Source organism: Ruegeria jejuensis, assembly GCF_041537905.1.
GTDB lineage: Bacteria > Pseudomonadota > Alphaproteobacteria > Rhodobacterales > Rhodobacteraceae > Ruegeria_C.
The window spans coordinates 69,848-84,982 of record NZ_JBGRUO010000005.1 but is presented as its reverse complement, the minus strand read 5'-3'; the positions used below and the strand labels follow the sequence as shown (position 1 = coordinate 84,982).

Here is a 15,135-nt window from a genome sequence, read left to right as displayed (position 1 = left end):
TACGGGAGGATACGGCATGGCATTGAATCGCAGGAGTTTTCTGGGCGCAAGTGCGGCTGCGACAGGTGCGCTGTCTGCGCCCTATGTACTGGCCGAAGGCAGCGGAAAACCTCGGGTGTTGGTGATCGGCGGCGGGGCAGGAGGCGCCACCGCAGCGCGCTATATCGCCAAGGATAGTGATGGCGCGATTGACGTGACATTGGTCGAACCCTCGCGCACCTATTTCAGCTGCTTCTTTTCCAACCTCTATCTGGGCGGGTTGAAGACGATCGACGATATCGGCCACACCTATGGCACGCTGGCCGCCAATCATGGGATCAACGTGGTGCATGACTGGGCCGTGGGCGTCGATGGCGCCGCCAAGACCGTCACCCTCGCGGGCGGGGCGGTTTTGCCCTATGACAAGCTGATCCTGGCGCCCGGCATTGACTTCGTCGAGGGCTCGGTGCCCGGCTGGGATGTCTCGGCCCAGAACAAGATGCCCCATGCCTACAAGGCCGGATCGCAATCGGAGCTGCTCAAGGCGCAGATCGCGGCGATGCCCGAGGGCGGGACCTATGCCATGGTCGCACCGCCCAACCCCTATCGCTGCCCGCCGGGGCCGTATGAGAGGGTCTCGATGGTGGCCCATGTGCTGAAGGCATCCAACCCCACGGCCAAGATCCTCATCGCCGATCCCAAACCGAAATTCTCGAAAATGGCGCTGTTCGAGGAAGGCTGGACCAATCATTACCCCGGTATGATCGACTGGATCGGTGAGGATTTCGGCGGTGGTGTGGTCTCGGTCGATCCCGACCGCATGGTGCTGACGATTGACGGCGAAGAGACCAAGGTTGACGCCTGCAACGTGATCCCAGCGATGAAGGCGGGGCGGATCGCGGAGCTGGCCGGGGTGAGCGAGGGCAACTGGGCGCCTGTGAACGCGGCAGACATGTCTTCGAAAGCCGACCCCGATATCTATGTGCTGGGCGATGCGAGCCAGCAAGGCGATATGCCCAAATCGGGCTTTTCGGCCAATTCGCAAGCCAAGGTTTGCGCCAACGCGGTACGTGGTGCACTGACCGGATCACGGGTCTTTCCGGCCAAATTCGCCAATACCTGCTGGTCCCTGATTGCCGAAAACGACGGAGTGAAGGTGGGCGCAACCTATGAGCCGACCGAGGAAAAAATCGCCCGTGTGGACGGCTTCATCAGCCAGACCGGCGAGACCATCGACATCCGCAAGGCAACATTCGAGGAATCCGAAAGCTGGTATGACGCGATCACCGCAGACATGTTCAGCTAGCGGCAGCGGTGCTGGGGGCTGGTGCTTCAGCCTTCGCTCAGCAGGCTTGACAGTTTCAGTGCCGCCGATTTCAGCTGTTCGACATGCGCGACGGCGTCAGTCAGGCTAAGGCGCTGCTCGGGCGCATGCACCGACAGCGTCGAGACCAACCTTCCATTACCTTCGTGGATGGGCACGGCAACGGCAATCATGCCGTCCATGAACTCGCTATTGTCGGTGGAATAGCCACGTTCGCGGATTTCGAGGACCTCAGCTATCAGCTGCTCAGGGTCTGTGACAGTCAGTGCTGTTCTGGCTTCCAGATCGGCGGACATGGCGTAGCTGCGCAAATGCCGACGGTCGAGGCTGCTGAGATACATCTTGCCACTGGCGGTGCAGTAGAACGGCACGCGCGTGCCCACGGGAAGCTGGATGCGCAGTGGCCATTTGGTTTCGACCCGGTCGAGATAGACCATCGCATCACGATCCGGGATCGCGATGTTGCAGGTCTCGCCGATCTTGTCGGCCAATTGGTTGAGAATGGCCAGCCGCGCGGTCCTAATCCGTAGTGAAGACAGGATGCCGGTGGACATCCGGCGCAAACGAAGGCCGGGGGAATACCCCCGACCGTCAATCTCGCGTTGGATGAAACCCTCTTGTTCCAGCGTTGTGAACAACCGGTGGATCGTGGGCTTTGGCAGTCCGAGGCGCTGATTCACCTCCGTTGGTGTAACAGGAACTCCGGCCTCGGCCATCGCCTCAAGCACCAAGAGCAGCCGCAGATTCGTGGGAATTGCCCCGTCTTTACCGCCAGTATCCAATACGCCGTCCACTTGTTTGGCTCACATACCTCGTCTTAGCCCGATGGGATCAGGATCGTCGACAGGATAGGTGTCAGCGCGACGATGATCCAGACCGACAGCAGGGCAAACAGATAGGGCACCGTGTAGCGCAACAAGCGGAAATAGGGAACGCCCGTCACCCCGGATGCGACATAAAGGTTAAGTCCATAGGGTGGCGTAATGAAACCAATCGACGCGCCAACCAGGAAGATCACCCCGAATTGCACCGGCTCGACCCCCACCGAATGGGCGATCGGCGCCAGAATGGGGGCGAGGATGATCGTCACCGGCAGGCTTTCCAGCACCATGCCCGCGACAAACACGATCGCCATCGAGGTGAACAGCACCGCGTAGTAGCCGCCCATGCCGCGCACGAAGTCGCCGATGAACTGCTGAGCGCCCAGCACCGAAAGAATCTGCTGCATCACCACCGACACCGCGATGAGTGGCGCAAGAATGCCCGCGATCTGCGCCGAACGCATGGTGATCGAAGGCAACTCCAGCGGGCCGAAACCTTTAACTACCAGATATTCCGAGATGCCCCGCTCGCTGAAATCGCGATCCTCCGAGGGCGAACCCATCAGCTTGTAGATCGGAAGGCTGAGGAACCCCACAATAATACAGAAGCCCACGGTAACGCCCGCGGCTTCGGTGGGCGAGAACTTACCGGTATAGATACCCCACAGCACCAGTCCGATGGCAAAAAATCCAAGCCATGCACCGACCGCGGTCTTAAAAACGCGACCGAATTGCAGCTTGATCAGATAACCCCAGCCGTTCTTGGTGCAGATAACAAACGCGACGAGCATCATGGCTCCAACCATCATTGCACCGGGGATGATGCCTGCCACGAAAAGCTCGGAAATCGGCAGGTTCAAAAGGAAACCGTAGACGATGAAGATGATCGAGGGCGGGATGATGATCCCGACGGTGCCGCCCGCAGCAGCGGTGGCCGCTGAGAAGCGTTCGTCATAACCGCCCTTCACCATCTCGGGATGCAGCATCGACCCGATGGTGGCCGTTGTGGCCGAGTTCGAGCCCGAAATGGCTGCAAACAGACCGCAGGCCCCCAGGCTTGCCATGGCCAGACCACCGCGAAGCCAGCCCAAGCAGGAATAAGCGAAATCGCTGAGCCTGCGGGCAATGCCGGAGCGGTTGATCAGGTCACCGGTCAGAATGAAAAGCGGCATCGCCAAAAGGGCAAACCCGTCAGTGAACACATCCGCCAGCGCGGCCCCGGTATTGATGAGGGGCAGCCCAAGCACGAAGCTCATCCCGATCACCCAATATCCGATCACCAGAAACACCGGGACGCCCAGCATGAACAGGAAGGTGACCCCAACCGAAATCAATGTAATCCAGTTTCCGTCAGTCATGGTCTTCTCCTCAATCCGCGCCGATGGCGACAGGGGCAATCAACGGCTGGCCGGAGCGCAAGTTTTGCAGGTCGGTCAGCCAGTTCTCCATGGCGCGCGCGGCAATCAGGATGAAACTGAGCGGGACCGAGACCAGGAACCACCATTGCAGCACGTTGTCAGTGCCCAGCAGGATCTGGAAATTCGCCGCCGAGTTGGCCGCAACCTGCGTTGAGGTGACGACAACGATCCAGGAAAACCCGAGCCACAGCACCGCATCCACAGACAAGCACAGAAACTGAAGCGGCCTGGGCATGTTGCTGCGGAATTCGGCAAAGGCGAGATGGGTCCGGAGCTTGACGTTGTAAGCACAGCCCGCCCAGGTCATGATCAGGAACAGGAAGGGGGGCAGCGTGGTCGACCAGGGCGCCTGGACGTTCAGAATGAACCGCCGGAACACCTCGACAAAGATGATGGCGCCGATCAGCAGATAGGTCGACACCATGACTGTGGCTTCCAGATTGCGTTCGACCCATGGGATATATTTATAGAGCAGCAGAAAGAGTGCACCGCCCAAGAACGTAGCGAAGGCACCAACCACCCAAGCCGCGTTGGTCTTGAGCGATTCACTTATCATCCAGGCGTCGTTGGATAGAACCGCGCTGAAGATCTCCGAGATTTCGCCGACAATAGTCGTCATGATCTGTCTCCTCCCCGAGACCGACAATAGCGTATTTAGGAATATGCGGGACGTGAACGGCGGCGGGACAAACCCGCCGCCCGATCCGTGCTTTTAGGCTTTCCACCAGCGGCGGGGCTCGACGTTTTCCGGCTTCATATCGGCAGGCACCTCGCGGGCGATGCGATGCAGCTCGGTATAGGTGTCGATACCACCGGCCCACTTGTTGATCCGCTCGCGCCACTGTGCCCATGGCTCGGGCTGGTATTCGGGCGAGCACATTTCTTCGGCCAGCTTGATCTGTTCGTCCGAAAGGAACGCGTTGCGTACATCATTTTCGGCAAAGATCGTGTCGGGCAGTTGCGGATCAGAGAATCCGACGGTCTTGACCAGTGCTGCCTCGTTCGCCGCCTGCACATGAACCTGCGCAAGATAGGACGATTCCAGAACCGCATCCTGCAGATCGCCACCCAGGCTGTCGAACACCTTGGCCGACATTGAGGTATGCTCGGTCCCGCAGAAGAACCGCAGGTCGACTGACTGCGTCACAACCGGTGCCATGTTGGCATAAGCCACCGCCGACGCCCATGTTTCGGCGCCATCGATGAGACCGGTCTTGAGGCCGTCGAGCGTTTCTTCCCAGGCCACCGGTACCGGGTTCAGCTGCAAGAGCTGCATCGCGATGCGGCCCAGCTGGGTGCCCGTGACACGGTTCTTGGTACCGAAGAGTTCCTCCAGCTTGGTGACGGTGGGCTTGTCGGCAAAAGACTGACCCATCTGCAGCCCGCGCAATTCGCAGTGGCTGAACAGGAATTTCAGACCGTGGCGTTTCTCCAGAGGCTCACGCAGGATCGCGTTCGATTCCGGGCTGTAGAGGAAGTGATACTGCGACGCGCGGCCCGGGAACACGTAGGCATAATCGAGCACGTTCAGATAAGGCGCGCCACCGGCCGAGTTCTGGGTCGATGCGGCATAGATGTCGACGATGCCGTTCTGGGTCTTCTCGACGCAGGACAGCTGGCCGCAAATCTGGTTGTCGCCGATGAATTCGACCCGGATCTCTCCGTCGGTGCGCGATTCCAGGTCGCGGGCAAATTCCAATGCGCCGGCGCGTTCGATCAGCAGGTTGCGGGCGTTGAAGCCCGACGCGCCGAATTTCAGCGTGTGTTTGGGCTCTTTCGCGAATCGCTTTTCATAGGTCGATTCGGCAGCGGCCGCGAGCGATGGCAGCGATGCGAGACCGCCCATGGACCCCGCAGCCAGCAGCGTCGAGGACAGGCCGTACTGCCCCGACAGCTTGAAAAGGTCACGCCGCGATATTCTGCTGAGCTTGTCAGCTACTTTCATGGTTTCTTCCTCCCGTGGTACACAATTCCCATTAATGAGACTTGTGGTATCATTTTTAGTTAAATAAAGATAATGACGCAAGGGAAAACCTGCACGAGACCAGTTCCGATCTGGCGGAGGGCCAAAAAATGCAGACACAACAAGCTGATTACATCGTGGTTGGAGGGGGCTCCGCTGGCTGCGTCCTGGCGAATCGCCTGAGCAAGGACCCGGCAAATCGCGTGATTCTGCTTGAGGCCGGGCCACGTGACTGGAATCCGTGGATTCACGTTCCGGTCGGGTATTTCAAAACCATGCATAACCCGTCGGTGGACTGGTGTTACCGGACCGAAAAGGACAAAGGCCTGAACGGGCGCGCCCTCGACTGGCCGCGTGGCAAGGTGCTGGGCGGATCATCCTCGCTGAACGGGTTGCTCTACGTGCGCGGCCAGAAAGAGGATTACGATCGCTGGCGGCAGATGGGCAATGAGGGCTGGGGCTGGGACGATGTGCTGCCGCTTTTCAAACGGTCGGAGAACCAGGAACGCGGCGCCGATGACTTCCACGGCACCGATGGCGAGTTATCCGTGTCGAACATGCGCCTGCAGCGCCCGATCTGCGATGCCTGGGTCGCGGCGGCGCAGAAGGCGGGCTATCCGTTCAACTCGGACTATAACGGCGCAACGCAAGAGGGCGTGGGCTATTTCCAGTTGACCACCCGCAACGGTCGCCGCTGCAGTTCAGCGGTGGCGTTTCTGAATCCGGCGCGCAAACGCCCCAATCTGCAGATCATCACAAACGCATTGGTTCAGCGCGTGATCATCGAGGCTGGGTGCGCCACCGCTATCCGCTATCTCGACAAGTCGGGACAGGAATGTGAGGTGACGGCGACGCGCGAGATCGTGTTGTCCTCGGGCGCGATCAACTCGCCGCAGATCCTGATGCTGTCGGGCATCGGGGAGGCTGAGCAACTAAAAGAGAACGGCATCGAGGTGGTGGCTGATCTGCCAGCCGTGGGCAAGAACATGCAGGACCACCTGCAGGCGCGTCTGGTGTTCAAATGCAATGAACCCACCTTGAATGACGAGGTGCGCAGCCTGATTAATCAGGCCAAGATCGCAGTGAAATACGCGCTGTTCCGGGCCGGCCCGATGACCATGGCCGCCAGCCTTGCGGTGGGTTTCATGAAAACCGGCCCACATGTGAATACGCCCGACATCCAGTTCCACGTACAGCCCTGGTCCGCCGACAGCCCTGGCGAAGGAGTGCATCCTTTCTCGGCATTCACCATGTCAGTTTGCCAGTTGCGGCCCGAAAGCCGGGGCGAGATCATACTGGATGGCCCCGATCCGCGCAGTTATCCGAAAATCCACCCCAACTATCTGGCGACGGATCTAGATTGCAGGACCATCGTCGAAGGGGTCAAGATCGCACGCTTGATCGCGCGCGAAGCGCCGTTGAAGTCCAAGATCTCGGAAGAGTTCCGCCCGACCAAAGACCTGGCGCTGGATGATTACGAGGGCACGCTGGACTGGGCGCGCAGCCATTCCTCGTCCATCTATCATCCCACCGGCACTTGTAAGATGGGGCAGGGGCCGAACACGGTGGTGGACTCGCGGCTGCGGGTTCACGGCATTCGTGGATTGCGGGTCGCGGATTGCTCGATCATGCCCGAGATCGTCAGCGGCAACACCAACGCCCCGGCGATCATGATCGGTGAAAAGGCCAGCGATCTGATCCTTGAGGATCGCGCCTGATCTGTCTTATAGGCAACCCGTAGCAGACCTGTTTGACTCGGCTTTGGGATGTGCAGACAAGGTACATTCGCGCTTTCCGCGCAGAAACGCGGTTGTTTATTGATCCGTTGCGCGCCACAGTGCCTTGAAATGTGCACCGTGGGCGCAGCTTTGCACCGCGCGGGCACTAATCCCAGCCGGAGGCGTTTGCAGTGCGCAGGAACAGACGGTGACGAGCGATACGCAAACGGGGCAGGGCGCAACCGCACCGCTTAACCGGCCCTTGTTGGGGATCAACTTCTTTGCGGGCGACGTCACAGCAGGGTTCGGGCCTTATCTGGCGATTTATCTGTTGGCGCAGCTGCACTGGTCGCCGCAAAGCATCGGCTTTGCTCTGGCGCTCGGGTCCATCGTGACGGTGATCGCGCAGACGCCCGCCGGGGCGTTGATCGACTGGACCAGTGCCAAGCGCGGGCTGATGGTGGCCTGTATCACTGCAGTTGGGATTGCCGCACTGACGTTGGTAGTGACGGATTCGCAATACGCCATCTACGGGGCGCAGGCGACGATGGGGGTCGCGCTGGCCTTTCTGGGTCCGTTGATTGCCGCGATCACCCTTGGGGTTGTCGGGCGCCAAGCCTTCACGCGGCAGACCAGCGCCAACCAGGCCTGGAACCATGCGGGTAATGTGGTGGCTGCCGCCATCGCGGCGGGGCTGGCTCTGGCGGGGTTTGTGGACGGTGTGTTCATCCTGATCTCGGTCATGTGCGTCGGCATGATCTTTTGCACCACGATGATCAAACCCACTCAGATCGACCATGAGGCGGCGCGCGGCGGGGTTGCCGAAGACAGCGCGGGCCAGGAGCAGCCCAGCGGCTTTGCCACCATCCTGAGCGAGAAGCGCCTGATCATCTTTGGCGCCTCGATCATCCTGTTTCACTTCGCCAATGCCAGCATGTTGCCGCTGGTCAGCCAGAAAGTGGCAAGCGGAGGCGATACCAAATCTGGCATCGCCTTTACCTCGGCCTGCATCATCTCGGCCCAGTTCATCATGATCGCCATGGCCATCCTCTGCGGCAAGACCGCCGATAGCTGGGGCCGTAAGCCGCTGTTCCTGATGGCGTTTTCAATCCTGCCGATCCGGGCGCTGCTGTATACGCTGACCGACAATTCAGTGGCGCTGGTCGCGATCCAGTCGCTGGACGGGGTGGCCAACGGGATCTTTGCGGTGCTGTTCCTGTTGATCGTCTCGGATGTCACCAAGGGCACCGGACGGTTCAACGTCGCACAGGGCGCCCTGGCCACGCTGGTGGGCGTCGGCGCCTCGGCCAGCAATCTGATCGCCGAAGAGATCGTGCAGGTCGCCAGCTATGACATGGCGTTTTATTTCCTTGCAGGCGTGGCGATTCTGGGCGCGCTCATCTTTGCATTCCTGATGCCCGAAACCGCCGAACATGCCCGCCGTGATCTGGTCGACGCCGACAGCACGGAGAGCCCGTAAACCGCACCACCCTTAGATCACTCAGTCAATACCGGAGAATGCCTGTGTCATTTAGCCTTGGGGTTTCAATCGCCGTCTTCACCCTGATCGCCATTCGCGAATGGCTGCCGTCGTTTCTCAAAATCTGGCATGTGATGACGGCCGGGGCGGTGGTGTTGCTGGCAACCATGACGATCACCCCGCAGGCCGCGCTCAAGGCGATTGACTGGAATGTCATGCTGTACCTGTTCTCGGTGTTTTCCATCGGGCGGGCGCTTTATGAAAACGGCATCTCGCACCGGATCGCCGGATGGATGGTGGGTTGGCGAACGCCCGGCGTGTCGCTGGTGGCCTTCATGCTGCTTTTTGCGCTGGTGGCCGCCGTGCTGACCAATGACGCAGCCGCCATCATCGGCACCCCGATTGCACTGATGTTGGCGCATCAGACCGGAGCGGATCAGCGCACCTTTCTAGTGGCGCTTTGTGTGGCGGTCACCGTTGGCAGCATGGCCACCCCGATCGGTAATCCACAGAACCTGCTGATTGCGGCCAGTGGCCACGTGCCGGCCCCCATGGTCACTTTCCTGATATGGCTGATCGTGCCTACGCTGATCTGCCTGGGCGGTAGTGCGCTGTGGCTGTCCTGGCGCATGGTGGTGACCACGCCTGAGGCCGGAACCGAGGAACTAGAAGGGCAGGAGGGCACGCAATGGCCGGTCCTGCTGGCGATTGCGGTTCTGGTGGTGCTGGTCACGGTGGAAAGCGTGCTGGCGGCGACCGGTTCGAAGCTCGGCTATCCGCTGGGTGTGGCGGCGGCCATTGCCTGCCTGCCGGTCTATCTGTTTGACGGGGCGCGGATGCGGACATTCCTGCGGCTTGACTGGCCGACGCTGGTGTTTTTCGTCTCGATGTTCATCGTGACGGGCGCGCTGCTGGATTCAGGCTCGCTGCAGGCGATGCTGGGCGAGGAGCGTCAGCATATGAACGAGCCGATGGTCACCGCCGGGATCAGTTTCTTCGGCAGTCAGGTCTTTTCGAACGTGCCGCTGGTGGACATGTATCTGAAGCTGCTGCCCTCCTTCGAGGTGCCCAACCTGATGATGCTTGCGGGTGTGTCGACCCTGGCGGGCAATGTCTTCATCATCAGCGCGGCGAGCAACGTGATCGTGCTGCAAATGGCTGACCGGATGGGCGCCGAGGAAGTCACATTTACCCAGTTCATGAAGGATGTGCTGCCCATCGGGCTGGTCTCGACCGGGATCACGATCGCCTGGATTCTGATGTTGGAAACCCATCTGGGGGGGTGACTGGGGTCAGCGGCAAAGCTCGACCGTCACATGGCCGATCCCGTGCTGCTCGTTCAGCCAGGCCTTGACCCGGGTCTTGACGTCTTGGGCATCGGCGGTTGCGTCGACTGTCAGCTCCAGCGTTGCCATGCTGCGTTCCTGGGTGATCGACCAGGCGTGGAAATGCCCCACTTTGGCGACGCCGGGCACCTCGTCCTGCATCTGTCGGGTCACCGAGTCCCGGTCAAAGCCCGCTGGTGCGCCTTCGAGAAGGATATGGGCGCTGTCGCGGACCACCGACCAGGCGGCGCGCAGAATGATCAGCGCCACAAAGACTGACAGGATCGGATCGATTGGAGTCCAGCCGGTAAAGATGATCACGATCGAGGCGATCAGGGCGGCCAACGAGCCCAACAGATCGCCGATCACATGCAGAACGGCGGCGCGGATATTGAGGTTTTCGCCACTGCCGCGCGTCAGGATGATGAACACCCCGATATTCACCACCAGCCCTGCCAGCGCCACCCACATCATCACGTTGCCCATGACCGGGCTTGGGTCTGACAGGCGGCCCCAAGCCTCCCAACTGATCCAGATCGCGATGAGGAACAGTGCGAGCCCGTTTACAAAAGCTGCCAGAACCGAGAACCGGTCGAACCCGTAGGTTCGTTTCCAATCGGCGGGGCGGCGGGCCAGCCGGAAGGCCGTCCAAGCCAGGATCATCGCACCGAAATCGGTCAGCATATGCCCGGCATCCGCGATCAGCGCCAACGAACCCGAGATCAGCCCGCCCACCAGTTCCACAACCATGAAAAGGCCGGTCAGAACCGCCGCCAGTGCAACTTTTTTCTCGTTGGCGGCGTGGTGATGATGGTGGTGCCCTGCGGCGGAATGATCTTGATGGGCCATGAGCGAGCTTCCTTTCGCGGTTCACCAGCCTTCCGGTATCCTGGCTAGCCTGATCCGATTGGTCCGATCTGATTGTTAGTGCATGACTGGCCTCTGGTCCATCTGGGCGATGGTTTCTGGTGCGGGCGGGCGGTAGCCCAGAGCACTGTGGGGCCGTTTCGTGTTGTAGTGTTTCCTCCATCCTTCGATGATGATCTGGGCTTCTCTGAGCGAGTAGAAGATTTCACGGTTCAGCAACTCGTCTCGGAACAGACCAGTTGCACCCCTTCGATCCGTGTTTCGATCGAGAAGTCGCGCAGCACCTCGAACCATTGCATGGTCATGGCGTGGCAATGGTTGCGGTTGGCCACAAACTTCGTCGATGCGGTGCGCCGGTCGGTGGCGGTAGCGGTACGCACGCTGGTCCGGCTGGACCGCCGCTTGACCGAAGCCGAGCGTTCCAGCGAGGACGAGAACGCCTCATGTGTGTCCGACAGGAAGGACCGCGAGGTGTTCTGCGAAGCCGAGGACGAGCCGCTGGAGCTGGAACTGGTCGACCCCTTGGTCCAGCCCGCCCCGCCCGCGATGCCGCCGAACAGCCCGCCAATGCCTCCCCCTACGCCCCCTGAAAACCCTTTGGAACTTGAGCTGTTGTTGGTGTTGAAACGTGATGATCCCTGGATCAACTCGCTCAACGCGGTGTCGAAGATGGAATCGAGTGAGGTGTCACGGCTTTCCTCAAATTCCTGCTCCTCGCTGAAGCTCAGGCTTTCGCGTTCGCGCACGGTGAGGGTCTCGCGCTGTTTTGATACCTCGATGCGCGGTTCCTCACCCGGTGCCAGCGATAGCGAATAGATCAGCCGCCCCAGCGACAGCCCGGCATGCACCGCCGTGGTGCGCATCTTGGCGACATAGCCCAGCGACAGGCTGGAGGCTTTGGGCACTTGCGTCGGGCGCGCTTCGAGATCTTCGAAGAAATCCTCGATATCAATGGGGTCCTCGATTGAAACCCGATCACGGAAATTCCAGTCCCCATCGCTGTTCTGAAAAGCGCTGCCCGGCACGGTGCTGGGGAAGGTGACGCCGTTCACCACCCGGTCACGGGTCAGATTTGCAGGCCCCACCAGCGGATCGGTCAGCCGGTAGAGCACCGAGAAGCGGCGGCGCGAGACGGTGCCGCCTTCGGTGCAGTATTCCGAGGCGCAATCGCCTTCGCCCAGCACCAGCGGCGGTTAGTTGGGCCGGAAATCTTCGATATTCTCCTCTGCATCTTCGGAAACGACCTGGAAGAGGTCCGTCAGCTCACCAACGGCCGTGCGTGCCAAAGGGGTCAGCGTGCGCTCCAGCACGACCGTCTCGGCGACCACATCGGGCGAAAGTTCGACCCCTTCGCCGCGTCTCCGAGATGTCCGCGGTCACGGCATCGCCCGAGGCCGAGAGTTTGAGCGCCTCTTCCGCCTTTGGTTGCGGGTTAGGAACAGAAACAGAAATGGACCGGGAAAGTTGGTCTGCATCGGCCTTTGAGAAACCCTTTAACCAATTGTAAAAATATAACAATACTGCACCAACCCGGCAAAAAGAGCGTCGGGGCTGGCACAATTCCAACACGATTCGCGTCAATTCCCGCTTGCTGGCCGATACATGAACGGCAAGCGGCGAGTTTGCGCCGATGGGTTTGAGCATCTTAGTTGATGTCGCAGGCGGTAATAGTGCTGCAGCATTTGCGGTTTTTTGGCTTGCCTGCCCAGTTGCCGCTTACCCGCGCAGAGGTCGAGCGCGCGCCGTCCCGCGAAGCGCTTGATATACGCGTTAAGCGAGCGGTAGCATTCCTCATTGACCCCCTTTGGTTGCGGGAGAACCGCAATGAAACCAACAGCTATTGGGAGCATCAAGATGACCGACCCGCAACAGAGCCTCACCGCCATGGACACACAAGAGTCGCTGGCAGCCCTGCATCTGACCATCCCTGAAATCCAGGGGGCTGGCCATGTCTCGGCGTTTGACGGGCAGGAGGTCCGCACCTCGGGTATCGTCACCGCCGTGGATCGTGCCGGTTTCTATCTGCAAGACCCCGAGGGCGACGGGGATGCTGCGACCTCGGATGCGATCTTTGTTTTCACCGGGAACGGCGCGAGCGATCTTGTCTCCGTCGGGGACGCGGTCGAGCTGAACGGCACGGTCAGCGAGTTCATTCCAGGCGGAGCGGGCAGTGCCAACCTGTCGACCACGCAGCTCTCGAATGTCGAGATCGAGGTGACCAGCAGCGGCAACGCCCTGCCCGCGGCGACGATTCTTGGCGCCGCTGGCCGAACCCCACCGACCGAGGTGGTGATCTCGGAGGGGGAACTGCCGGTGAACCTGCAGGACGATCCCGGCACGTTCAACCCTGAAACCGATGGCATCGATTTCTACGAAAGCCTTGAGGGAATGCTGGTTACGGTGGACAATCCGACCGCTATTTCCGCGACCAACCGGTTCGGAGAGACCTGGGTCGCCGCCGATGACGGCGCAGGCGTGACCTCGCCCAGTGGCGGCCTGAATGATCGCGGCGGTCTGAACATCAATGCTGATGCGGACGGGACCGGCGATCTGAACCCCGAGCGCATTCAGATTCAATATGACGGTGATCTGCTGCCGGACGGCTTCGATGGACCAGCCATCAATCTGGGTGATGACCTGTCGAACATTACCGGGGTCGTGGACTATGGCTTCGGCAACTTCGAGATCAGGGTGACCGAGGCGTTCGAGGTGGAAACACCGACGGGGAACACCGCCGAAGTGACCGATATCGCGGGCGGTGACGACCGGTTGACGGTGGCCACCTACAACATCCTCAACGTCACGGCCGCCGAGGCGGATGGCGATGCGGATCAGATCGCGCAGCTGGCGGGACAGATCGTCACCAATCTTGGCGCGCCCGACATCCTTGCCCTGCAAGAGGTGCAGGATGACAGCGGCGTCGCCGATGACGGCACGCTGAGCGCCGAGGAAACGCTGCTGGCCATCGTTGACGCGATCGAGGCTGCGGGTGGTCCGCGCTATGAATTCGTCAGCGCGCTGGTGGACGAAGATGGCGAAAATGGCGGTGTGCCGGGCGGCAATATCCGCAATGCTTTCCTCTACAATCCTGACCGGGTTGAGGCGAAGGAGTTCGTCACGCTGGAATCGGATGTGTTGGCCGGGCTGGGTGTGAGCAATCCGGACGCGTTTGACGGCAGCCGCGATCCGCTGCTTGGCGTGTTCCAGTTCAACGGGCAGGAGGTGACGCTGATCAACAACCACTTCTCATCCCGCTTCGGCTCGACCCCGGTCTTTGGCGGACCGCAACCCTTCGTGCAGGCGGGCGAAGACGAACGCGAGGCGCAGGCACTGGCGCTGAACGAAGTGGTGGACGGTCTGCTGGCCTCGGACCCGGATGCGCGGGTGACGGTTCTGGGCGATCTCAACACGTTCGAGTTCACAGATGAACTGGCCGAGGACCTGCCCGGCGTCGGCGATGAGAAGGTGCTGACCAATCTGATCACCCAGCTTGAGGGAGATGAGGCCTATACCTTCAACTTCCAGGGCAACAGCCAGGCGCTAGACCATATCTTCGTCACCGACCGTCTGCTGGATGAGGTCGAGGTGGATGTGGTCCACGTGAACACGGATTTCACCAATTTCGCCTCTGATCACGAACCGGTTGTCGCCAGTTTCCTGATCGAAGACCCCAACGATCCCGGCGAGCTTCTGCTGGGCGGCAGAGGCAAGGATGTGATCGAAGGGACCGGGCGCAGCGATATCATCATCGGGTTCAAGGGCCGGGATCAGCTGTTTGGCCAAGATGGCAACGACGTGATCTTTGGTGGTCGCGGGCGTGACCTGATCGAGGGCGGCAACGGGGATGACACGCTCAGCGGGGGCCGGGGCAGGGACACGATCCTGGGTGGCGAAGGCGACGATATCATCTTTGCCGGACTCGGTTGCGACGTTATCGAAGGTGGCGCTGGCGACGATCTGCTATCGGGCGGCGGCAGCCGCGACAGCTTTGTCTTTGCGGGCGCGTTTGGCGATGACACGGTGTTGCAATTCAAGGCGGGCATGGATGAGTTGGAGTTCGTGGGCACAAACGAGATCGTGGTTGCCGAGACCGACAGGGGTACGTTGCTGACCTCGTCCGGCGACGCGCAAGGAAGCGTTGAATTGTTGGGATTGTATAACTTTGACGATGATGTTTTGATATTCTGACTCCAATATATATCTAAATAAAAAGTCCTGCGTGATGCACCACGCAGGACTT

12 protein-coding genes and 1 pseudogene are annotated in these 15,135 nt (G+C 60.4%); 5 read left to right on the top strand and 8 right to left on the bottom strand.

All coding sequences use genetic code 11. The annotated features are described in order from the left end of the window. The first annotated feature begins 16 nt into the window (after window positions 1–16). Window positions 17–1,285, top strand: coding sequence for an FCSD flavin-binding domain-containing protein (locus tag AB1E34_RS07840; RefSeq protein ID WP_372571782.1), 1,269 nt, complete (start codon window positions 17–19; stop codon window positions 1,283–1,285). 26 nt (window positions 1,286–1,311) lie between these two features. Here the strand turns inward: AB1E34_RS07840 and AB1E34_RS07835 are convergent, their stop codons facing one another. From AB1E34_RS07835 to AB1E34_RS07820, 4 genes are all read right to left on the bottom strand, one after another. Continuing rightward, entirely contained in the window at window positions 1,312–2,097 is a 786-nt protein-coding gene (locus AB1E34_RS07835; RefSeq protein ID WP_372571781.1) for an IclR family transcriptional regulator, read from the bottom strand. Between the two features lie 23 nt (window positions 2,098–2,120). After that, window positions 2,121–3,482, bottom strand: a complete 1,362-nt coding sequence (locus AB1E34_RS07830; protein WP_372571780.1) for a TRAP transporter large permease — start codon at window positions 3,480–3,482, stop codon at window positions 2,121–2,123. Window positions 3,483–3,492: 10 nt separating this feature from the next. Further along, window positions 3,493–4,161: a TRAP transporter small permease gene (locus AB1E34_RS07825; protein WP_372571779.1), complete on the bottom strand. Its 669-nt coding sequence runs from the start codon at window positions 4,159–4,161 to the stop codon at window positions 3,493–3,495. Window positions 4,162–4,254: 93 nt separating this feature from the next. Then, window positions 4,255–5,487, bottom strand: coding sequence for a TRAP transporter substrate-binding protein (locus AB1E34_RS07820; protein ID WP_372571778.1), 1,233 nt, complete (start codon window positions 5,485–5,487; stop codon window positions 4,255–4,257). Between the two features lie 128 nt (window positions 5,488–5,615). Between AB1E34_RS07820 and AB1E34_RS07815 the strand changes: the two genes are divergently transcribed. The 3 genes from AB1E34_RS07815 to AB1E34_RS07805 all read left to right on the top strand — a co-directional run bounded on the left by AB1E34_RS07815 (window position 5,616) and on the right by AB1E34_RS07805 (window position 9,989). Further along, window positions 5,616–7,223 carry a GMC family oxidoreductase gene (locus AB1E34_RS07815; RefSeq protein WP_372571777.1) on the top strand — a complete coding sequence of 536 codons (1,608 nt, stop codon included), beginning with the start codon at window positions 5,616–5,618 and terminating at the stop codon, window positions 7,221–7,223. A gap of 208 nt (window positions 7,224–7,431) precedes the next feature. Then, a complete protein-coding gene (locus AB1E34_RS07810; protein ID WP_372571776.1) occupies window positions 7,432–8,703 on the top strand; it encodes an MFS transporter in 1,272 nt (423 codons plus the stop codon). A 44-nt stretch (window positions 8,704–8,747) separates the two neighbouring features. After that, entirely contained in the window at window positions 8,748–9,989 is a 1,242-nt protein-coding gene (locus tag AB1E34_RS07805; RefSeq protein WP_372571775.1) for an ArsB/NhaD family transporter, read from the top strand. A 6-nt stretch (window positions 9,990–9,995) separates the two neighbouring features. Here the strand turns inward: AB1E34_RS07805 and AB1E34_RS07800 are convergent, their stop codons facing one another. The 4 genes and pseudogenes from AB1E34_RS07800 to AB1E34_RS07785 form a co-directional block, all read right to left on the bottom strand. Next, the gene (locus AB1E34_RS07800; protein WP_372571774.1) at window positions 9,996–10,877 is read right to left on the bottom strand and encodes a cation diffusion facilitator family transporter; all 882 of its coding nucleotides are present in this window, start codon (window positions 10,875–10,877) and stop codon (window positions 9,996–9,998) included. Window positions 10,878–10,952: 75 nt separating this feature from the next. After that, window positions 10,953–11,123, bottom strand: a pseudogene (locus AB1E34_RS07795) (integrase core domain-containing protein); the annotation flags it as partial. Then, window positions 11,108–12,079, bottom strand: a complete 972-nt coding sequence (locus tag AB1E34_RS07790; protein ID WP_372571773.1) for a hypothetical protein — start codon at window positions 12,077–12,079, stop codon at window positions 11,108–11,110. The pseudogene AB1E34_RS07795 and the gene AB1E34_RS07790, both read right to left, overlap by 16 nt. 9 nt (window positions 12,080–12,088) lie before the next feature. Further along, window positions 12,089–12,223 carry a hypothetical protein gene (locus AB1E34_RS07785; protein ID WP_372571772.1) on the bottom strand — a complete coding sequence of 45 codons (135 nt, stop codon included), beginning with the start codon at window positions 12,221–12,223 and terminating at the stop codon, window positions 12,089–12,091. A gap of 526 nt (window positions 12,224–12,749) precedes the next feature. Here AB1E34_RS07785 and AB1E34_RS07780 point away from each other — a divergent pair. Then, window positions 12,750–15,083: a DUF8508 domain-containing protein gene (locus AB1E34_RS07780; RefSeq protein WP_372571771.1), complete on the top strand. Its 2,334-nt coding sequence runs from the start codon at window positions 12,750–12,752 to the stop codon at window positions 15,081–15,083. Window positions 15,084–15,135 lie beyond the last annotated feature (52 nt).